Genomic DNA, 19555 nt, shown 5'->3' with positions numbered 1-19555 from the left:
TTTGAAAGACCATTCCCACCTTTTTGCGAAGCTCGATTAAATCCATGCCTGGAGAGTAAATATTGGTATCGTCCAGGTAAATTCTGCCTTCGACTTTTGCGTTTGGCACGAAATCGTTCATCCTGTTGAGACATCTTAGCAGACTGCTTTTTCCGCACCCTGAAGGTCCTATGAGAGCAGTTACGCTTTTGTTAGGTATTTTCATGTTTATATCTTTTAACGCCATAACGCCTTCATAATAAAGGAATAAATTTTCGATTTTCATTTTCATGACGTCCCTCGTGATATCGCTCATATTTAAAAACCTTCCTTTGCTACATTAAGTAACGTCTACGGCTTAATCTGGCGCGCATTATAATGCCTACTAAGGTGATTCCCAAGACCAAAATGAGCAAGACCAAAATTGCGCCATATTGTAGCGGTCGTGTCTTATCTATAGATGTGCCTGCAGTAGCCAAAACGTAAACGTGAAAGGGAAGGGCCATGACTTCCTGAAACAAGCTTTTTGCAATTCCGGGCGTGAAAAAGGCTGCACCTGTAAACATAATAGGTGCCGTTTCCCCTGCGACGCGGCCGACGGATAGTATGGCCCCAGTGAGTATGGATGGCATGGCAGTTGGAACCACTACCTTGCTGATAGTCTGCCACTTGGAGGCANNCACCCAGGGCATAAGATGCATATCGCAAGCTTTGGGGGACGGCAAGGAGCGCCGTTTCGGCTGCTCCCACTATAAGCGGCAGGGCAAGACAGCCCAAAGTGAGTCCGGCCGATAAGAGGGATGGATTGAACTTAAGCATTATACAGAAAAAGGAAAGTCCAAAAAGACCATAGACTATTGAGGGAACTCCCGCCAAGCTCCTTATGGCTAGTCTCAGTGTTGTTGTGAATATATCGTCTCTGGCGTACTCCACCAAATATATGGCCGTACAGATTCCGACAGGAAGGGAAAAGGCAATGGAGACCAGTATTAGCTGTATAGTTCCCATGATCGGTGTTAATATACCGCCTTCCGTCATAGAATTTCTGGGCGGTTGTGTTAAAAACTCTATGGACAAGGCTCCGGCTCCCTGGACTATCACGAAACCCAAAATGCCGAATAAAATAAGTATCACAGCGAACATGGAGGCCCACAATATAAAGGTCAATGATTTGTCCTTTAACTTTCTTCCCATCAATGCAATTGCCACCTCCATCGCTTTTCTGCCCAGATGGCCGCAAAATTAAGCGCTAGGGTCATTAACAATAAGAGCAATCCAGCAAAGAAAAGAGCGTGATAATGGGGAGAACCGATTGGGGTTTCGCCCATTTCGGCAGCTATAGTAGACGTCAAAGGTCTTATTGGATCGAACAAACTCCTTGGGATGATGGCTGCCCCTCCTGCGGCCATTAAAACCACCATGGTTTCGCCAATTGCTCTCATCATTCCAAGCAGGCAGGCCTGCATGATACCGGGCAATGCGGCGGGCAGGACTACTCTGGTGATCGTCTCCTGCCTTGTGGCTCCCAGGGCGAAGGACGCGTCTCTAATGTCGGAAGGTACGGAAGAAATCGCGTCGTCAGCCAGCGACCCAGTTATAGGTATGATTAGGATGCCCAGAAGTAGGGAGGCGTTAAAAAGGTTTAATCCGGAGACCAGCTCAAAGGCATTTTGAAGCCAGGGGGCCAAAAGGACCATTCCGACGAAACCCAGCACAACAGAAGGTAAAAAACCCAGCATCTCGAGCAGAGGTTTCATTATGTTTCTCAAGGGGGACGGGCAAATTTCGGATAAGTATATGGCGACCAGAATGCTCAATGGAAGGGCGAAGAGGGACGACAGAATAGTTACGGCCAACGACCCCGCTATTAAAGGGAGCATTCCAAAATCCGGAGGAGAGTAAGTGGGATACCAATATAACCCGAATAAAAGCTCCTTGAGCGACGTAGATTTTAAAACCGGGATTCCTTCCTTTATCAAGAAAAACAAGATAAATATAAGGATAAAGATACCCACCATAGCTATAGCGCTTATAATGATCCTGGCTATGAGATCCCGTTGCTTTATATCCCTCAAATCAGAACTTCCTCCTTTGGGATAACTGACTTGTGCTTCTATAAAGCTTCATGGAAAATCGATGCCTGTCCATACTTATGAAAACAATAACATTCGCTAAGAGCTTATCATATTCTATGTAACAACATTTTTACAAAATTGTAAAACCAACGTTACTTTAAAAACAGTCTTTTTCGCGCCACGCCGCCATATAGTTTCAGCACGAACAGGAAATATCCGAAAAAGTTTTTTGTCTTGGCATTTTCGTCTTTAGGGTGTTAAATTTTGTTGGGTTCCTGGAATAAAACTGGAGGTGTTGATGTTGAAAGTTTATAAAAGCTCAGCGAGGCCAAGCGAGGTGAGCTCGCAAGCATTGGGTATTTTCGTCTTCGAAGGCAAAATTGAGGAGTCTTTGAAAGAGCTTGAAGGTTTGGGCGAGAGGGTTAAAAAGCAGGCGGAACATGAGCACTTTACCGGTAAGAAGGAAAGTTTGCTCAAAGTCACTTTTCCCGAGGGTCCGACGCCCAGGGTTTTTCTGGCGGGATTGGGACAAGAATCGAAGGCGAGGATAGACGATTACAGGGTTGCCGCTGCAATTGTAACGAAGGCCGCTTTAGAATCATATGCCGGAGAACTGTATCTTTACTCTCTAAAAATTAACCCTCCCATTTCACAGGCCTTTGCCGAGGGAGCTTTGCTAGGCGCCTACAGGTTCGACCGATATAAAACCGAAGGCCGAAAGGAGGAAAGCAAAGGGAAAATTGATGACCTTTATATAATAAATGGCGACGACGATGCCATCGAAAGAGGCGTCCTTTTTGCCTGCGGACAGAATTATGCCAGGGATTTGGCTAACGAACCTCCAAACCTTGTCAACCCAGTCACCTTGGCGAAGGCGGCCATTGATTTGGCTGATGATATGGGCTTGGAATGCGAGATATACGACGAAGTAGAGTTGGAACGCATGGGCATGAATGCCCTCCTTGCTGTCGGGAAGGGATCTGCTAATCCACCCAGGTTGATCCACCTAACATACAAGCCGTCGTCCAGGCCTTTAAAGAAAATTGCCCTTGTCGGAAAGGGGCTCACCTTCGATAGCGGCGGATTGGATATAAAAACCTCAGAGAACATGAGGACCATGAAAGGCGATAAAACGGGAGCATGTGTCGTCTTGGGAGTGATGAGAAGCCTTGTCAAGTTAGATTTGCCGATGGAAGTGCACGCCTTGATAGGAGCCGTTGAGAACATGCCGAGCGGTTCTTCATATAAACCCGATGATATAATCAAAACCTATACGGGAAAGACCATAGAGATCGATAACACCGACGCCGAAGGGCGGGTGACTATGGCAGATGTGTTGGGTTTTGCCTCGAAGTTAAATCCCTCTTGCATGGTCGATATTGCTACTCTTACGGGAGGTTGTGCCGTAGCCCTGGGTCCTTATAGGGCGGGAATATTCGCGAACGATCAAGCCCTTTGTAACGCATTGCTCGATGCGTCGTCCTTCACAGGAGAAATGCTCTGGCAGCTTCCTATGGACGACGAGCGCTTGAGAAAGCGCTTGGATTCGCCCTTTGCCGATGTGGTCAATTCAGCGGGAAGATATGGAAGTGCCATCACTGCTGCTATGTTTTTGAGAGAGTTTGTGCCCGAAGACATTCCATGGGCCCATATCGATATAGCAGGCGTAAGCTACTATAAGGAGCCTTTCGGGTACTACTGCAGCGGAGTATCGGGGTTCGGCGCCAGAACGATATTACGATGGCTTTACCGGTTGCAGTAAAAAGCCCAAAGGTCCATACAGGTATTCAATGGTAAGGATCCCTTCTCCTTACGCTGCCCAAAAATTTTTTTTGAAGTAGCGCTTAGTAACGTGTCGATACTTCCGCCGCCTTGTTTCTTACGTGGATAAGCCTTCTGTCGGTTGGAGGATGCGAATTAAAGCCGCTGGGACTGGTCTCGAAACCTTCCTCTTTCATCTTTTCCAGTGCCCTAACCAAACCCCACGGATCGTAACCGGCCCTGGCGGCCAACTCTATGCCGTAGTCGTCTGCTTCCACTTCCTGCTCACGGCTAAAACCGGATTCTGCAAGGGCGTAGCCAATGTCTAAAGGATCTATGCCCGAAGAAGTTCCCACCTTGCGGAACAAGAGGCCCCATAAAATACTTCGTGTTACCGTTCTGCCGTAGTGATTGAGTTTTATGTGTCCGATCTCGTGGGCCAGCACGCCTGCAAGCTCGTCTTCGCTGTCCAGCAATTCGAGCATTCCCTTTGTCACCGTTATAGAATACTTATTCAAGGAAAAAGAGACCCAGGCGTTCGGCTCCTTTTGGTCGACGACGGCGATTGGAGCAGAAGGATCGATTCCGGCTGTTTTTGCCAATTTCGCCCAAACACTTTTTACCGAATCGGGTTCCAACGCAGCCAATGAAGCGTTAGCCGAAAGAAATATAATAATTACCGCCCCAACGAGGAAAGAGCGTGCAAATTTTTTCATTTTCATCACCCCCATCCATAGTGGGGTAAATTTCTAGATTTATTTTAATTTTCATTTCCAATATTAATTCTAATATTTTATACTGGAATTGAAAATGGGAATTTTTACGTAGGGTGGAGGGATGAAGGCCTTTGATTCTCGGAGGTGGATCTGTTGATGTTAGGTGCAATTGTGGGAGATATAGTCGGATCGGTATATGAGTTTGATCCGGTAAAAGACGAAAAGGCGGTAATTTTCTTTAAAGAAGGCTGCACCTACACAGACGATACCGTTCTCACTGTAGCTGTGGCCGATTGTCTGTTGCATAGAGGGTCTTACGCCGATTATTATTTAAAATATGCCAGCCGATATCCAAACGCTGGCTATGGTCGAATGTTTAAACTTTGGTTGAAATTTAACGGACAGAGATCTATAAAAAGCCTTGGAAACGGTTCGGCGATGAGGGCGAGCCCCATAGGATGGGCATGTAACAAAGCGGAGGACCTTTTGAGGGAGGCCGAAAAAAGTGCCCTTCCCACGCATTCAGACCCGGAGGGCATAAAGGGCGCCCAGGCCGTGGCTTTGGCCGTATTTTTAGCTCGAAAGGGTTATTTGAAGGAGCAGATAAAACGAGAAATAGAAAGCCGTTTTGGATACGACCTGTCGAGAGAACTCGAGGAAATACGTCTTTCTTACAACTTTGACGCCACCTGTCCCGGTTCCGTCCCAGAAGCGCTTATAGCTTTTTTGGAGTCCGATGATTTCGGAGACGCCTTGAGAAAAGCGATATCTTTGGGCGGTGACGCCGATACGCAGGCTGCCATAGCAGGAGCCGTGGCCCACGCATATTATGGAGGCATTCCCGGCGAAATGATCGAAAAGTCGAGGACACTCCTGCCAAGCGAGTTTGTAAAGATAATTGATATATTCGTCGATACCTACGATGTCTTTTGATTTCGAAGTCATAGAAAAAATAAGAGTGCTGATTTGTTATCTAAGACCGTAAAATGAGGACCGCGTAAATCCGCGGTCCTCATTTTAGATATCGGTGTAAGCCTTTTATACGAGCCTTAATCGACCAGCTTTAAAGGAACGGCAGCTTCCGGGGTGTTTACGTTAAACGTAAATGTTTCAGTAAAATATAAGGATACTACGGTATCATTGTGTTCTTTATAACCAATCGAGATGTCCTGTCCCGATACGAGCTCGAAATCTCCGCCGCGGAGGGAGACAACTATTCCGTCGTTTATCTGGGAAGATAGGATTATCCTGCTGTCGCCAAGAATATCGCTGATTTTCTTGTAAAGGGGATAGCCTTCTCCTGCGGAGAATATCCTGGTATAAAGGGCCGGACTTGCAACAAGGGCGTAGGGTCCTTCGATGCCGTGTAAGGTAAAATGCGCCCTTACCTGTGCCAAGCTTGCTAGGAGCTCCGATGGGTCTTGAAGGGGCAGTTCCTGGACAAACTCTTTTGAGGCAGTGAAAATGCCTTCTATGCAGGCATCGTCCAAACCATAGAATACTGCTTTATCTTCGAAGGATGCTATCTTTCTGGCTGCTTCTTCGAGACTAGAGAGGTCGGGAGATTTGGAGCCTCTGGCTATACTGTCTAATTCGCATAGGGATAGCTCGAAGGGCACGTAAGCTTCTACCAGGGGCAAACTCAGGCGCGTAGCATAGCAAACCTCTTTGGAGGCATCGCCCTTTTTAAGCTTTCCTGTAGGGTAGGCTGCATAGTCCCAACCGAGGGGACCTATGAAATCCACGAACTTTCTTGCAGAGAGGTTCTGTTTTAATATCTCCTCCGATCTTTTGAGTATCTCTTCCCACGCAAGGTTATTTACGGGTGCAAGCTCTTTTTTTAAAAAATCCATCTGATTCATCCCTCCTTTACTTTTTAAGAGATCCGATGTTTAAGCTCGAAAGGGCTTTATCCTTCGAGGGTGCTTCGTTTGACGTCGCAGATTCTTCAATTTCCGTAATGGGCTCTTCGGTAAAAAGGTAGGTACGAAGGGCTTCGTCCCAACCCGGCATATTTCGCCTCAGCCATTCGAGAAGCATGGCTGCGTGTTCCATTTCTTCGTTGCGATTATGCTCAACTACTGCTTTAATCGCTGGATCCTTTGTGGCTGCAGCTCTGTCGTTGTACCACATGACTGCCTCTATCTCTTCTTTGAGGCTGGCCAGGGCTCTATGAAAATCTCTATCCTGTGCAGTGAGCTCTTCTACCGGTTCATGATATTCGGCCATGGAAAATCCCTCCTTAATTTGATATGTTTTCGAAATTTATTATACTTCACAATTGGAGCTTCGGCAAAAGAACTTATTCTTTAGTACAATGAGATAGCTATCAAAGAATCAATATAAACGATCAGGGAGAGATATATAATAATGAAGAACAGTGAATTTCAAGTCGACGAAGTGACCGTTGATACTTCTTTAGATTGGTCGAGCCTCATTGCCTTGGCAGTTACTCTTTTAGTGTGGTCGTCGGCCTTCGCTGCGATAAAGGCAGCTCTGGAGCATTATACGCCTCTTCATCTCGCTGTCCTCCGTTTTATGATCTCTTCGCTGATATTGCTTCCTTTCGTATTTTTTAAGTTCGGTTTGCCCCAATTAAAGGATCTCCCATTCATATTTTTTCTGAGCGCTACCGGCATGCTCCTTTACCATATACCGCTTTGCATTGGAGAACAGACGGTTGCGGCGGGTTCGGCAAGTCTCTTGATCGCCACGGCTCCGGTTTTCACTGCCATATTGGCCGTTATCATCTTAAAGGAAAAGATGAACCCTTTGGGCTGGGCCGGCATTATCATAAGCTTTGCGGGAGCAGCCGTGATTTCACTTGGCGAAGGCGATTTTGGCCTGGAATTGGGAGCCCTCTGGATTTTATGTGCGGCATTTATGGAGTCCTTCTATTTCGTTTACCAGAAAAAGCTTTTACCTAAATATGGTGCCTTTCGTCTTACAACTTATGTAATAATGGCCGGAACTATCTTGATGATCCCCTTTGGAAAGGACCTTTTGAAGGCGGTTATAACAGCACCTCCATCTGCCACTATCACTGTCGTGTATCTCGCCATTTTCCCGACCTGCATCGGCTATGCCGGCTGGGCTTACGCCACTTCCAGAAATCCTGCCTCTCTGGTTGCCAGCAGTCTATTTCTGAATCCTGTAATGGCTATATTCATAGCTTGGATATGGCTGGACGAAATGCCCACTTTCATATCGATTATGGGTGGCGTAATCGCAATAGTTGGAGTTTGGATGTTACAAAGTTCTAGAAGGTCTGGCGCGATATGGGATGTTTCTAAACGAAAAACGTAATACCCAATTAGATTAATATTATAATATTTAAATAATATTTAGATAATATTTTGTTATTTATAAATTACAATATTGACATGATAAGTATAAGTATCAATATCAATATAGAAGATATAAAGGAAGCACAAGAAGCATATGAAAATGAATTTTTAATGTATCAACCTATAATAGAGAGAAAGGATATGGACCTTTATAGTAAAAATCCTGCCGAGACGCAATCTTATTTGACGGATTACGTTAATGACAATATAAATAAGGTTGTTAATGTCTACCACACGATAGGGAAGAAGTCTTCTCTATCGTGTGGTATTATAATTAATAAAGAGGTGTAAAAAGATAACCAGATACAAAGTCCTTGTTACAGGAACAAGAGGAAAGAGCACTTTGGTAAGGTTAATGACGGCCGGGTTTAAGGCATTAGGTATCTCCTGTTTTTCTCGTATTACCGGAGTCGTACCTATGGAAATATCGCCCAGCGGCGTTCGGCAGATAGTCAGATCGAGAGAGGGGCATATCGAAGAGCTCCGGTGGTGGCTTTACCATGTGCCCGAATATTCGGAAGCTATCGTCGTGGAAAACAGTGCTGTCTCCGCCGAGCTTCAGCCTCTGGCGGCAAAGTGGCTCAAGCCCAACCTGGTAATCTGGACCAACTTAAGGGAAGACCATCCAGAAGCTTGGGGACCGACGAAAGAAGGTGCGATGCGGGCTTTGCTTTCGGGGATTCCCAAGGGTGTGCCTGTGGTATTGGGCCCTGACATGCATTTGGAAGAAAAATTGCTCGGGCTTTTGAAACAAAATCGTAACGAGGTTTTTTTGACAGGAGATACTGTAGATTTTGAGGAAGCAAATAGGGCTTTAGCTATAAATGCTCTAAAGACATACGGACTTAATGTAACAGAGGAATCTCTGAGCAGTAATTTAACTGATGATCCAGGTAGATTTAGAGTTCTAAAGATGGGTAATGGTCTTCTGGCATGGGGTTTTTCGGCTAACGACGTAGAAAGCACCGAAAGCCTTCTTTTTTCCCTTAAATGGCAGAAAGAAGAGACTACTGTGCTTTTTAACAATCGTAGAGATAGGCCGGGAAGGCTGAAGGCGTTTGAACCATGGTTTAATAACGCTAGGTACAAAGGTATTTATATTTGCGGTTCCCATCCCCTTCGTCATATAAAAGGTGTTAAATGGATTTATTTTAGGGATGTTGACGAGATCGTTTCTTTCGTGAGTGAAAGGGGTTTAGTTTTCGGTTGCGGTAATATAGCGGGTTTGCCCCTTCGAGAACTGCTCCTTTATAAAGAGGTGAATTGTATCTGCGACAGGATTTAATCGTTATCGCTGTAAGTATAGCTTTAGGTTTGATATTTTATCGCAGGACAGGTGTAGCTACAGGAGGGATAATTTCGCCGGGTTTGCTGGCTTTGGGGCCATTTGCACCACGTACGTTTGCCTTCGTCATACTAAGTTCGCTTCTTGTGCTCTCTTTACTGGATGTCCTCGTCAGAGTTTTTGGCCTATACGGAAGGGAAAGGGTGTCCTTTGCTTTGCTCATCGCAGCATTGCTGGGCTTTTTCTCGAGCCCCCTTTTGCCATGGGTTGGATGGGTGGTCCCAGGCCTTATCGCTGCTGACATGCAGCGTCAAGGCGTCATTCCAACGTCCTTGGCGCTGTTTATCGTTACCGGATTATCTGTCTTAATGGGGAATTTGGTATATGAGATATTTTAACGCCTTCGTGCGTGGCATATTTTCGATGATCCTGGGAAAGAACACAACTTTATCGCGAAGGTGTAACTTGTATCTTTTCATGCTTGCCGCCGTTATATCTTTATTGGTGTGGTCCTGGCCTTCAGGAACTCTCACTGTCGAGGAGGAAAGGGTTTGGGATCGGATCAGAGAAGCTCAATTTTATCTTTACAGCTTAAAAACGCAAAGAGAAGGAGTTGCTCCCTCTCAAAGCTTGGACCCTTGGCAAAGCGGCCTTATCGGGACCGAATGGAGCATCATAACTACCACAGTGGGCTCTTTGACGTCCAAACAGATTTCATGTAATCCCCTCTGGGGCGCGATCTTTCTGCGTTGGTTCGATAAGGCGGGACTAAAGCGAGGAGACAGGATTGCAATCTTAAGCTCAGGTTCTTTTCCAGGTTTTTTGATATCTTCCCTGATCGCCGCGGAGGAAAGGGGGTTAGATGTGCTGCTTGTTGTCTCGCTGGGCGCATCTTCCTATGGCGCTAATGATCCGAATTTTCCTATCCCGATAATTCTAAGGGAACTGAGAAGGGCAGGATTTATCTCTACGAAGGCGGCTTTTTATACCTTTGGCGGAGACTACGAAATAGGAGCAGGCATTCCTCCGGATGGACTTGAAATATTGTCGCGATCTGCGATATCTGACGATGTACCGCTTTTACAAGCGAAGTCATTGCAAGAAGTGATAGATGCAAAGATAGGACGTTTGGATATATTTAAACCTGCTTTGGTGGTACAAATTGGCGGATCTCATGCAAATATGGGAACCGACGATGCTGTATTATCGTTACCACCAGGTTTTTTGGATTCGAGATATGCCGAACGCGCCGGCAACGGGGTTATGGGATTGGTCCTCAAAAGAGGAATACCAGTTATACATATACTTAACGTCAAAAGTTTATGCCGGATGACCGGCGTTTCCGAAGGGGTAGAACTTGAAAAGAAAGGACCGAAGCCCTTCAAATTTTCAAGGGCCTTTTTAGGCTTATTGTTTTTTGCCGTCTTTTTGTTTAAGTATGAGCGATGGGCCTTTGAATAAAGATGTAAGTATCCTCTTTTTAAATGATATACATGGCAGCTTAATATAACAATGAACTCGCCTTAATTACTTTTTATATCAGGATAAAAATATATTTTTTTGACATTCGTGATACAATTAATCTTAACCTCTAAGTTCCTCTTTATTAAAAGATGTTGCGGAGGTGATTCGGAAGCGGGAGCTTCAAGGGGGTGTTTTGATTGAATGACGAAAGATTTGATCGACTGGCCGGTGAGCTTTTGAGGCTCATAGAAATTCCAAGTCCGAGCGGAAACGAAGGACCTATCCTGGAATACCTCGAAAAAAGGCTGCAGTTTCTTGACCTTCCTTCAAAAAGGCAAATGATAACCGAAAATATGGGAAATTTGGTCTTTAACCCGGGTTCTAAGGTGTTGTTGGATCTTCATGTAGACACCGTTCCTGAAATCATGGAAGGCATTAAGTGTAGCCCGTATCTGGACGGAGATTTGGTTTACGGCAGAGGGGCATCCGACATAAAAGGGTCAATAGCATCGCTCATAATTGCCCTGGAAGACTATGCGCAGATAACTAAAAGGGATGTTAACTTTCCTGCGAGCATAGTTTTTACCGTTGATGAAGAACAAGGCGGCAGAGGAGCCTACGAAGCAGTGAACCTAAGGCCGGAAGAGGTCATCGTCTTTGAGCCGACGGAGCTTGATGTATGCACAATGGAAGCAGGAGCCATAGGAGTCAGACTGAATTTTTCAGGCAGACCCGCCCATGGAAGCGATTTCGAGGCGGGAGAAAACGCCATTACAAAGGCCATCGAATTTTTGTCCAAATTGAAGGAATTACCCTTTCTCGAAGGGGAGCATCCTCGCATTGGCGAGGCCGGATTCAACGTGCAGGCTCTGTTTGGCGGTTCTGCCGACGAACTGGTCATTCCAAGCCGAAGCGAGATGTACGTCGATTTCAGGTTATTGCCCGAGGTGGATCACAGAGAGGCAGAGATTCAGTTAAGGCAGTTCTTTGAGGAGAAGGGGGTCGACTACGAGATCGACGATGTCTCGCCTCCCTTTCTGTTGGACGATGAAGTTCCAATCGCCAGGAAACTTAAGGAAGTTGCTTCAGCGGAGTTGGGCCTGAGCTTGCAGACGGGAGCTTTTAAAAGTTGGAGCGATGCAGAGCCCTATGTTACGGCGGGTATCCCCGCGATAGTTTTTGGTCCAGGAAAGCTCTCCGTATCACATACCCCTTTTGAACACATCTCCTTGGGGGAAATGGATGTTGCAAGCAGGATTTTAACGGCCTTTTTAGCCTCCCTTGCAGATCTCTCGAGGGATGAGAGGGATGAATTGAATATTTCAAGGGTTCGCTGAACATTTAAAAATAAAGGCTGTTTTAGGTTAAACCTAAAACAGCCAAAGTTAACTTAAAAAGCATCCGTTCAAAGATTTTTTATAAACCTTATCCATTTTCCTCTTTTTTCTTTTTCCTCGAAACCCTGGCTTTTGTAAAAATTTCGGGCGTGGAAATTCTTTTCGCCCGCCCACAGCTCTATCAGTTTGACGCTTCTTTTAGCCAATAAGTCCACGGCCTTTTCCAATAGCAGTTTCCCGATTCTTTTGCCCCGGTAATCGGGGTCGACCAGGATTTCATGTATTTCTCCCACGATATGGCCCTCCGGGGAAAGCCATTTGTGGTCTATGGACACGAAACCCACGATTCGCGATCCGTCAAAGGCGACCAAAAAACCGCCATCGGCTCGCCTGTGAAGCCATCCGAGATATCTTTTGATCGTCTCGATGTCTGTGTCGGCGTACTCCTCTAAGCCTTTGTAAGCACGTCTGTAGAGATCAACGATCTCCGATTCGTAGTCGGCGGGGTTCACGCTCTTTATTTCGATAGTACCTGAGGCCTCTCCCTGTTCAAAACCCCACGGCTCACCACCTCCTTCCCTAAATAAATTCATGTAAAGGTGCTATCTTTCCCATGGGGGTAACATACCTTACCTCGCATTCGAGCCAAAAGCCAATCCTTTTGTGGACTGTCTCTCTAATCATGGAAATTAGCTCGAAGGCGTCTTTGCAGCGCCCGCCTCCGACATTAACTATAAAGTTGGCATGCATTGTGCTTACCATGAGCCCCCCCACGCGAAGTCCCTTCAAACCCGCCTCTTCTATTATCTTGCCCGGTGGGCCGCATGCTTCGTATATTTCCGCATTGTTCGTGAAGACGGAGCCGCAACTTGGAAATTTAAGGGGAAATTTGCATTTTCGCTCGGCCAGTATGTCTAAAATGCGCCTTCTGATGTTTTTAGGGTCATCGCCTTTGCCCTCGATGCAGGCCTTGAGGATTATATAATTTTTTCTTTGAAAAAGAGAGCTGCGATAAGAAAATTCGCACTTATCGCGAGATATCTCGATGAGATTTGCACCTTCGTCCAAAGCCAAAACGCTTTTTACATTATCGCCGATTGAATGCCTCAAGCTGCCTCCGTTCATGTAGATAAGCCCACCTAAGGTACCAGGTATTCCGCTGACGTGTTCAAGTCCCGAGATGCCTTTTGAGGCGGCGATCTTTGCCAAGCGAGGAGTCCACACGCCGGCATCGGCGATAATACTTGTGCCGCTTGTCCGAACACTTGCGAAGGATTTGCCGAATTTTGCCACTATGCCACGCAGGCCTTCGTCGGGAAAAAGTATATTGCTGCCCTTTCCGATGACGACAAAGGGAACGTCCCGCTCCTTGGCGAAGACGATCAACTTCTGCAGGGAGGGTATGTCACTCACATTTACCAACACATCGGCAGGTCCGCCGATCTTCCAGCTCGAGTGGAGGGCCAGCGGCTCGTCTTTTTTTAGGTCCTTTATGCCTATTTCGCTCAGTCTGTTGGCCAATATTTCAGGTTTCAATTCTATCCCTCATGTCTGCTTTGTATGTGAGATGCTCGACGTTTCGTCTCGTAATAGGATATCAAACTTTCGCCATATTTCTAGGGGGAACTTCTCGAAAAAAGCTTCCTTCCAGAGCGCGATTTATCCTCATTAATATAATACAATATACAGATAATTTACTTTTAAAGCGTAGTATAATATAAAAAACATGTTACTAGTCAAACATATCACTATCACTAAAGAAGGGAAAGAGGTGAGGTGTGTGACTAAAGGCACTAAAGAAGTCGAGCTCGACATTAAGGAGCTAGAGGATATCGTAAACAAGGCTAAGGAAGAGAATTTAGGTTTAATACCTCTGCTCCAGAGAACCCAGGAGGTAATCGGCTATTTGCCGAAGGAGGCCCTGGTAGCATTGTCGGAGATGTTACACCTTCCCTACAGCAAGATCTTCGGAGTAGCTACATTTTATGCACAATTCCATTTGACGCCAAGAGGACGTCATGTGATCCAACAATGCGACGGTACTGCCTGCCATGTCAAGGGAGGTCCCAGGATAAGGCGCGTCATAGAGGAAAAATTGGGCATCTCTCCCGGCGAAACTACCGAGGATTTGAAGGCTACATACGAGATCGTCTATTGTTTGGGTTCCTGCGGCCTGGCGCCTGCTGCAATGATCGATGGCAAGGTGATCGGAAGGCTGACTCAGGAGAAAATGAAGAGAATTTTAGATTCGATGGAGTGAGGGGAGCGAAATGAGCAGCTTTAAGTTGAAAGGCCCCGAGGATCTTGAGAAGTTGGCCGAAGAGGCCAGGAAGGAGCTGGTAATAAGGGAGGGTGCTGAATTTACGGTAAAAATCTTCATCGGACCGTTAAATAACAGAGAGACATATAGAAAAGTGGCCAAGGCCTTTGTGGATGAAACGAAAAGGGCTAACGTCAGAGCCAGGGTGATAATTGCAGAGGGTGAAGCTGCTTCCGGCCTCGATCCCCTCGTCGAGATAGATACACCGCGGGACGGCGTTGTTCTTTACGCAAACATCACTCCCGACAAAGTTCCCATCTTGGTAAGAGAGCATTTGGTAAGGGGAAAAATTGTTTCTGAGTGGATCATCTCTCAGAAGCGCAGCCAGCATGTGCTCTTTAGCTGGCATTAATTTCTTATGATGTATTGGAGAGATTGTCATGTCAGTTAATTATCGTGCAAATATTTTGTGTTGCAGAGGTACGAGTTGTACGGCGGGCGGATCCCGTGAGATATTGGAATCCTTTAGAGAACAAATAAAGTTGCATGACCTGGAAGATGAGGTCTCCCTTTCCTTTTCCGGTTGCCACGGGTTGTGCTCCATAGGTCCTGTCGTGGTGATATATCCGGAGGATATATTTTATTGTCAAGTAGAGCCGGAAGATGTGCCTGAAATAGTGGAGAAAACCCTTATTCGGGGCAAATTGGTGGATCGACTTTTGTTTAAAGATCCTATAACGGATGAAACTATCCCTCACTATCATCAGATTCCCTTTTACATGAATCAGACGAGAATTTTGTTGAGAAATTGTGGCCTCATAAATCCGGAACGCATCGAGGAATACATAGCGAGAGAGGGTTACCAGGGTTTGGCAAAGGCGCTCTATAAAATGTCTCCGCAACATGTCATAGAAGAAGTAAAAAGCTCAAATTTGAGAGGGCGGGGAGGCGGCGGTTTCCCAACTGGGGTTAAATGGGATTTAACAAGAAAAAACCCCGTGGAACCTAAATACGTGATTTGCAACGCCGACGAAGGGGATCCGGGAGCCTTCATGGATCGAAGCTTGATCGAGGGAGATCCTCATGCTTTGATCGAAGGGATGCTCATCGCAGGCTATGCTATAGGAGCGCAAAAAGGATTCATTTACTGTAGGGCCGAATACCCTTTGGCCATACAGAGGCTGAAAATAGCCATTGACCAGGCAAAGGAATATGGTTTGTTGGGAGAAGGCATTTTAGGTTCCAACTTTAATTTCGACATAGAAATAAAGGAAGGCGCCGGAGCCTTCGTCTGTGGCGAAGAAACGGCTTTGATTTCCTCTATAGAGGGTCGAAGGGGAGAGCCCAGGCCGCGGCCGCCCTTTCCCGCAGAAAAGGGTCTCTGGGGCAAGCCGACGAATATAAACAACGTAAAAAGCTACGCCTTCGTCCCCCAAATCATTTTAAACGGTCATGAGTGGTTTTCCTCCATCGGCACGGAAAAAAGCAAGGGGACGGCAGTGTTTGCCCTGACCGGCAAGGTAAAGAACACCGGATTGCTTGAAATTCCAATGGGAACGACTATGGGGGAAATCATTTTCGATGTGGGAGAAGGTGTGTCCAAGGACAGGCAGTTTAAGGCAGTGCAAACGGGAGGCCCTTTGGGTGGATGCCTTCCCTCTGACGCTTTAAACATCCCCGTCGATTTCGATTCCCTCACGGCTTCCGGCGCCCTGATGGGTTCCGGCGGAATGATCGTCGTGGATGAGACTACCTGCATGGTGGAGCTAGCGAGGTTCTTCCTGCAATTTGCCGTGGCCGAATCCTGCGGGCAATGCACCCCCTGTCGGGTTGGCGGAAACAAGATGCTCGAGATACTCACGCGGATAACAAAAGGACAGGGCAAGATGGAAGATTTGGATATGCTGGAAGAGATAGCGAAGTTCATGAAAAAAGCTTCTCTCTGCGCCCTTGGACAGGGTGCCCCAAATCCGGTGTTGTCGACGCTTCGTTATTTTAGAGATGAATACGAAAGGCATATATTGGACTTAAGATGTCCTGCCGGGGCGTGTACGACTCTTGCGCCCTCCCCCTGCCAAAGTGCCTGCCCTGCAGAGGTAAAAATTCCCATCTATGTTTCTTTAATATCGGAAGGAAGGTATGATGAAGCGCTGGATATACACAGGGCATCCAATCCTTTCCCCTCCGTTTGCGGGCGGGTTTGTCCCTCTTTCTGCGAAGATAAATGTAGGAGAGGGGAGGTCGATGAACCCGTTGCAATAAGAGATTTGAAGCGCTTCATGGCCGATCGCGAATCTGAAGAATGGTTCCCTAAAGTTTACGAACCAGATAAAGGAAAAAGCGTAGGTATAGTTGGGGGCGGACCGGGAGGCCTTACCGCAGCTTTAAGATTGGCTCAACTTGGATATGAAGTTAGCATTTATGAAGAAAGCTCGGAACTGGGCGGCATGATGAGGTGGGGCATTCCCGATTACAGGTTGCCCAAGGACGTGTTGAGAAAGGAAATAAATTCGATCTTGAATGTCGGGAAAATCGATGTCAAGTTAAATACTAAAGTAAGTCGCGATATCACAATTGAAGACCTGCTAAAAACTCATGATGCCCTTTTGCTGGCCATAGGGGCACAGGGCTCCAGGGATTTAGGAATTCCTGGCTATGAGCTTTCCGGGGTCGAAAGCGGCGTTTCCTTGCTGCGAAAACTAAATATGGGCGATGACCTCTCCTTCGTCAAGGGTAAAAGGGTAGTAGTGGTAGGCGGAGGAAATGTCGCCATGGATGCCGCACGATCCCTTCTCAGGCTAGGGGCCAAGGAAGTTCACCTGGTCTATCGAAGGGAGCGCAAAGATATGCCTGCCCTTGTGGAAGAAGTTGAGGCTGCCGAGGAGGAGGGAATCCACTTCGACCTCAGCACACGCAGATGGCGCAGACGGAGAATATCGGCAGAAGAGGAGAGGGTTATATTCCATTATTTAACATCTCCCGTAAAGGTGCTCGGAGAGAATGGGAGGGTTACAGGATTGCTTTGTCAAAAACTCAAACTTCACGACGAAAGGGGCAAAAGCCAGTTCGATTCCTCGGCCAGGAAGGTCTCCTTTCCGGTGGAAGGAAGCGAGTTTGTTCTTGATGCCGATGTAATCGTTGCCGCCATAGGGCAAAAGGTAGAGCAGCCCTCATTGGAGGATTTGGGCATCAAACAGCACAGGAATGGCACGATCTTGGTAGACGAGAGGAGCTTAATGACTAGTCGGGAGGGTGTGTTTGCAGTTGGAGATGTAGTGTTGGGGCCGGCAAGCATAGTGGAAGCCGTTGGCCAGGGAAACAAAGCGGCACGGGCAATCGACAGGTTCCTAAGAGGACTATCCCTTCCTGAACCTCCTTCATTTATCGAAAGACCGGAGCCGCAAAAGTACGAAATCTCCGAAGAAGAGGCGGAGCGACCGAGGGCTAAGACGTCCATATTGTCGCCCGAAACGAGGGTTTACGATTTTAGGGAGGTCAACTTGGGTTTTCCCAACGAAGCTGTGGCCAGGTCGGAAGCGAGAAGATGCCTTCGATGCGACCTGGAAGAGCGCTAAAGGAAGTGGTTGACGATGTCTGATATTACCTTGGAAATTAACGGCAGGAAAGTCCAGGGGAGCTTGGGAGATACGATACTAAAGGTATGCGAGAAAAATGCGATTATCGTGCCTACTTTGTGTCATTTCGGGGGCCTTGCCGATATCGGAGTTTGCCGCATGTGTCTGGTTGAGGTAAAGGGCGCAAGAGGTCTCGTTCCAGCCTGCACAACGCAAGCTACGGATGGCATGGCAGTAGTTACCGAAAACGATGAAATCAGGGATCTCAGGCGTTCAAATCTCGAAATGCTCTTTTCCGAGCGAAACCATTTTTGCATGTTTTGCGAAAAGAGCGGAGATTGCGAACTTCAGAAATTGGCCTACGAGTACGGCTTGGACCACATTAGCTATGGTTTCTTTTGGCCCGAATTGCCCATGGATATCAGCAGAAAATATTTTTTATACGATCAAAACCGCTGTATCCTCTGCAGGAGATGTCTGAGGGCTTGCGAAGAGTTGGCCGGACATGCCGTTTTGACAGTTCGGGACAGGGGGCCCAAAAGTATGATATGTGCTGACGTCGACCTTCCCTTCAACGAATCTACCTGTGTCTCTTGCGGAACCTGTTTGCAAGTCTGCCCAACCGGGGCCTTGGCGGACAGGAAGAGCACATACATCGGAAGGCAAGAACATATGACTAAAACGAGAAGTACCTGTGCCTTCTGTAGCGTTGGCTGTGAAGTAGAGATATCATCGCGAGACGGCGAGCCATTGCGAATAGAAGGAATATTCGGCCAGGGGCCTACTTCTGGAATTTTGTGTTCAAAGGGAAGGTTTGAGCCCCTTTTCGAAGCAAACAAAAGGCTGGACAGACCGCTATGGAGGGAAGGTGAGGGCAAAAGAGGCTTAAATCTAAATGAAGCCTTGTCTGTTTTAGCAAAAAAGATCAAAGAATGGGGAATTAATTCCTTTGCGGGATTGATATCCCCTCGAGCCACAAACGAAGCTGCGTTTCAATTCAAAAAGCTGTTTGGCGATAACGTCTTTTTAATCGATTCCTCTGCTGTGCCCCTTGGCAATGCCTCTATTGAAGAGATCGACGATGCAGATTGTATAGTCGTTGTCGGTGCAGACCTGGATGAGGAATTTAAGGCCCTAAGTTCCTTCGTCAAGAGGGGCGCGAATCTGGGATCGACCGTCGTAGTCATGGGTTCTGCCGGGGCAAAGGTAGATATTCGTGCGACATATCGCTTTCATGATGAAGATATTGACTCTCTGAGCGAGGTCATGGGAAGGTTCTCCAATCCCCTTGTCGTCTATGGGCCGGGGACGAAAAGATCGGTTATGGAGTTTTTATGGGGGCTACGTCCCGGCGTCAGACAGCTTGGTCTGGCTCGAGGAAGCAACATTCGCGGTATTGAAAAGTTGAAGATCAAACCTTGGAAGAAAAACAAAGGGTTCAGAGGCTTATACGCTCTGCTGGGCGATTTCGAAGTTTCCGACGATTTGTTGGGACAACTGGGCAATGCCGAATTTCTTGCGGTACAGTCTTGCTACGAAAATGAAGCGGTAAATTACGCCGATTTGGCCTTGCCTTCCAGGCTTTGGTTCGAACGTTCGGGCACGTATATAAATACCGAAGGAAAAGTTAGACATCTCGAGGCCATACCTGAAATTGCGCTGTCTCTGCCTTCGGATGAGGAAATCTTAAAGGGTTTAATTAGACTGTTGGGTTAAACCATAACATTAAATTGGTATATATCCTCAAAATATATGG

Annotated in this window: 18 protein-coding genes and 1 pseudogene; 11 read left to right on the top strand and 8 right to left on the bottom strand. The window is 46.8% G+C overall.

The window, feature by feature from the left end; all coding sequences use genetic code 11:
- From B3N34_RS08285 to pstC, 3 genes and pseudogenes are all read right to left on the bottom strand, one after another.
- Positions 1-295: ATP-binding cassette domain-containing protein (locus B3N34_RS08285; RefSeq protein ID WP_286976730.1), on the bottom strand; the 295-nt coding region annotated here is incomplete at its 3' end.
- 19 nt (positions 296-314) lie between these two features.
- Positions 315-1194: pseudogene (gene pstA / locus B3N34_RS08280) on the bottom strand (phosphate ABC transporter permease PstA).
- Positions 1173-2054 (bottom strand): phosphate ABC transporter permease subunit PstC, encoded by an 882-nt coding sequence (pstC, locus tag B3N34_RS08275; RefSeq protein WP_286976728.1) that lies wholly within the window; start codon positions 2052-2054, stop codon positions 1173-1175. The pseudogene pstA and the gene pstC overlap by 22 nt, the downstream one beginning before the upstream one ends.
- A gap of 298 nt (positions 2055-2352) precedes the next feature.
- Here pstC and B3N34_RS08270 point away from each other — a divergent pair, with 298 nt between their 5' ends.
- The gene (locus B3N34_RS08270) at positions 2353-3816 is read left to right on the top strand and encodes a leucyl aminopeptidase (RefSeq protein ID WP_286976725.1); all 1464 of its coding nucleotides are present in this window, start codon (positions 2353-2355) and stop codon (positions 3814-3816) included.
- A gap of 82 nt (positions 3817-3898) precedes the next feature.
- On the opposite strand, the gene B3N34_RS08265 is transcribed toward B3N34_RS08270, so the two are convergent.
- Positions 3899-4531 carry a M48 family metallopeptidase gene (locus B3N34_RS08265; protein ID WP_286976723.1) on the bottom strand — a complete coding sequence of 211 codons (633 nt, stop codon included), beginning with the start codon at positions 4529-4531 and terminating at the stop codon, positions 3899-3901.
- A gap of 156 nt (positions 4532-4687) precedes the next feature.
- Here B3N34_RS08265 and B3N34_RS08260 point away from each other — a divergent pair, with 156 nt between their 5' ends.
- Positions 4688-5464, top strand: a complete 777-nt coding sequence (locus tag B3N34_RS08260; RefSeq protein ID WP_286976720.1) for an ADP-ribosylglycohydrolase family protein — start codon at positions 4688-4690, stop codon at positions 5462-5464.
- 116 nt (positions 5465-5580) lie between these two features.
- Here B3N34_RS08260 and B3N34_RS08255 read toward each other — a convergent pair whose 3' ends face one another.
- Both B3N34_RS08255 and B3N34_RS08250 read right to left on the bottom strand, forming a co-directional pair.
- Entirely contained in the window at positions 5581-6384 is an 804-nt protein-coding gene (locus B3N34_RS08255) for a family 1 encapsulin nanocompartment shell protein (RefSeq protein ID WP_286976717.1), read from the bottom strand.
- Between the two features lie 16 nt (positions 6385-6400).
- Positions 6401-6760, bottom strand: coding sequence for a ferritin-like domain-containing protein (locus tag B3N34_RS08250; RefSeq protein WP_286976716.1), 360 nt, complete (start codon positions 6758-6760; stop codon positions 6401-6403).
- Between the two features lie 141 nt (positions 6761-6901).
- On the opposite strand from B3N34_RS08250, the gene B3N34_RS08245 reads away from it, so the two are divergent.
- The 5 genes from B3N34_RS08245 (at position 6902) to B3N34_RS08225 (ending at position 11964) form a co-directional block, all read left to right on the top strand.
- Positions 6902-7837, top strand: coding sequence for a DMT family transporter (locus B3N34_RS08245; RefSeq protein ID WP_286976714.1), 936 nt, complete (start codon positions 6902-6904; stop codon positions 7835-7837).
- 318 nt (positions 7838-8155) lie between these two features.
- Positions 8156-9163, top strand: a complete 1008-nt coding sequence (locus tag B3N34_RS08240) for a Mur ligase family protein (RefSeq protein ID WP_349679707.1) — start codon at positions 8156-8158, stop codon at positions 9161-9163.
- Positions 9142-9561, top strand: coding sequence for a poly-gamma-glutamate biosynthesis protein PgsC/CapC (locus B3N34_RS08235; RefSeq protein ID WP_286976711.1), 420 nt, complete (start codon positions 9142-9144; stop codon positions 9559-9561). Before B3N34_RS08240 ends, B3N34_RS08235 begins: the two co-directional genes overlap by 22 nt.
- Positions 9548-10624 (top strand): poly-gamma-glutamate system protein, encoded by a 1077-nt coding sequence (pgsW, locus tag B3N34_RS08230; RefSeq protein WP_286976708.1) that lies wholly within the window; start codon positions 9548-9550, stop codon positions 10622-10624. The genes B3N34_RS08235 and pgsW overlap by 14 nt, the downstream gene beginning before the upstream one ends.
- Before the next feature lie 200 nt (positions 10625-10824).
- A complete protein-coding gene (locus B3N34_RS08225; protein ID WP_286976705.1) occupies positions 10825-11964 on the top strand; it encodes a M20 family metallopeptidase in 1140 nt (379 codons plus the stop codon).
- Between the two features lie 68 nt (positions 11965-12032).
- Here the strand turns inward: B3N34_RS08225 and B3N34_RS08220 are convergent, their stop codons facing one another.
- Positions 12033-12557 carry a GNAT family N-acetyltransferase gene (locus B3N34_RS08220; protein ID WP_286976704.1) on the bottom strand — a complete coding sequence of 175 codons (525 nt, stop codon included), beginning with the start codon at positions 12555-12557 and terminating at the stop codon, positions 12033-12035.
- Entirely contained in the window at positions 12544-13500 is a 957-nt protein-coding gene (gene murB, locus B3N34_RS08215) for a UDP-N-acetylmuramate dehydrogenase (RefSeq protein WP_286976702.1), read from the bottom strand. The genes B3N34_RS08220 and murB overlap by 14 nt, the downstream gene beginning before the upstream one ends.
- 190 nt (positions 13501-13690) lie before the next feature.
- On the opposite strand from murB, the gene nuoE reads away from it, so the two are divergent.
- From nuoE to B3N34_RS08195, 4 genes are read left to right on the top strand one after another with little or no spacing between them, the layout of a single operon-like run.
- On the top strand, positions 13691-14224 hold the full coding sequence (gene nuoE, locus B3N34_RS08210; RefSeq protein WP_286976699.1) for an NADH-quinone oxidoreductase subunit NuoE: 534 nt from the start codon (positions 13691-13693) through the stop codon (positions 14222-14224).
- A gap of 10 nt (positions 14225-14234) precedes the next feature.
- Positions 14235-14636, top strand: coding sequence for a (2Fe-2S) ferredoxin domain-containing protein (locus B3N34_RS08205; protein ID WP_286976697.1), 402 nt, complete (start codon positions 14235-14237; stop codon positions 14634-14636).
- A 28-nt stretch (positions 14637-14664) separates the two neighbouring features.
- Positions 14665-17799, top strand: coding sequence for an FAD-dependent oxidoreductase (locus tag B3N34_RS08200; protein WP_286976694.1), 3135 nt, complete (start codon positions 14665-14667; stop codon positions 17797-17799).
- 15 nt (positions 17800-17814) lie between these two features.
- Positions 17815-19515, top strand: coding sequence for a 2Fe-2S iron-sulfur cluster-binding protein (locus B3N34_RS08195; RefSeq protein ID WP_286976691.1), 1701 nt, complete (start codon positions 17815-17817; stop codon positions 19513-19515).
- The last annotated feature ends 40 nt before the right edge of the window (positions 19516-19555 follow it).

It is taken from the genome of Acetomicrobium sp. UBA5826 (assembly GCF_002433005.1).
Classification (GTDB): domain Bacteria; phylum Synergistota; class Synergistia; order Synergistales; family Acetomicrobiaceae; genus Acetomicrobium.
Note: the sequence above shows the minus strand (reverse complement) of the source record. Positions and strands in the feature narration are given on the sequence as shown.

What these genes read in the sequence shown, in the direction of transcription:
- B3N34_RS08220 (WP_286976704.1), bottom strand. Translation starts at nt 12,557, where the DNA reads ATGAATTTATTTAGGGAAGGAGGTGGTGAGCCGTGGGGTTTTGAACAG.
- B3N34_RS08205 (WP_286976697.1), top strand. Translation starts at nt 14,235, where the DNA reads ATGAGCAGCTTTAAGTTGAAAGGCCCCGAGGATCTTGAGAAGTTGGCC.
- B3N34_RS08260 (WP_286976720.1), top strand. Translation starts at nt 4,688, where the DNA reads ATGTTAGGTGCAATTGTGGGAGATATAGTCGGATCGGTATATGAGTTT.
- B3N34_RS08255 (WP_286976717.1), bottom strand. Translation starts at nt 6,384, where the DNA reads ATGGATTTTTTAAAAAAAGAGCTTGCACCCGTAAATAACCTTGCGTGG.
- B3N34_RS08270 (WP_286976725.1), top strand. Translation starts at nt 2,353, where the DNA reads ATGTTGAAAGTTTATAAAAGCTCAGCGAGGCCAAGCGAGGTGAGCTCG.
- B3N34_RS08265 (WP_286976723.1), bottom strand. Translation starts at nt 4,531, where the DNA reads ATGAAAAAATTTGCACGCTCTTTCCTCGTTGGGGCGGTAATTATTATA.
- B3N34_RS08200 (WP_286976694.1), top strand. Translation starts at nt 14,665, where the DNA reads ATGTCAGTTAATTATCGTGCAAATATTTTGTGTTGCAGAGGTACGAGT.
- B3N34_RS08250 (WP_286976716.1), bottom strand. Translation starts at nt 6,760, where the DNA reads ATGGCCGAATATCATGAACCGGTAGAAGAGCTCACTGCACAGGATAGA.
- B3N34_RS08245 (WP_286976714.1), top strand. Translation starts at nt 6,902, where the DNA reads ATGAAGAACAGTGAATTTCAAGTCGACGAAGTGACCGTTGATACTTCT.
- pgsW (WP_286976708.1), top strand. Translation starts at nt 9,548, where the DNA reads ATGAGATATTTTAACGCCTTCGTGCGTGGCATATTTTCGATGATCCTG.
- nuoE (WP_286976699.1), top strand. Translation starts at nt 13,691, where the DNA reads ATGTTACTAGTCAAACATATCACTATCACTAAAGAAGGGAAAGAGGTG.
- B3N34_RS08195 (WP_286976691.1), top strand. Translation starts at nt 17,815, where the DNA reads ATGTCTGATATTACCTTGGAAATTAACGGCAGGAAAGTCCAGGGGAGC.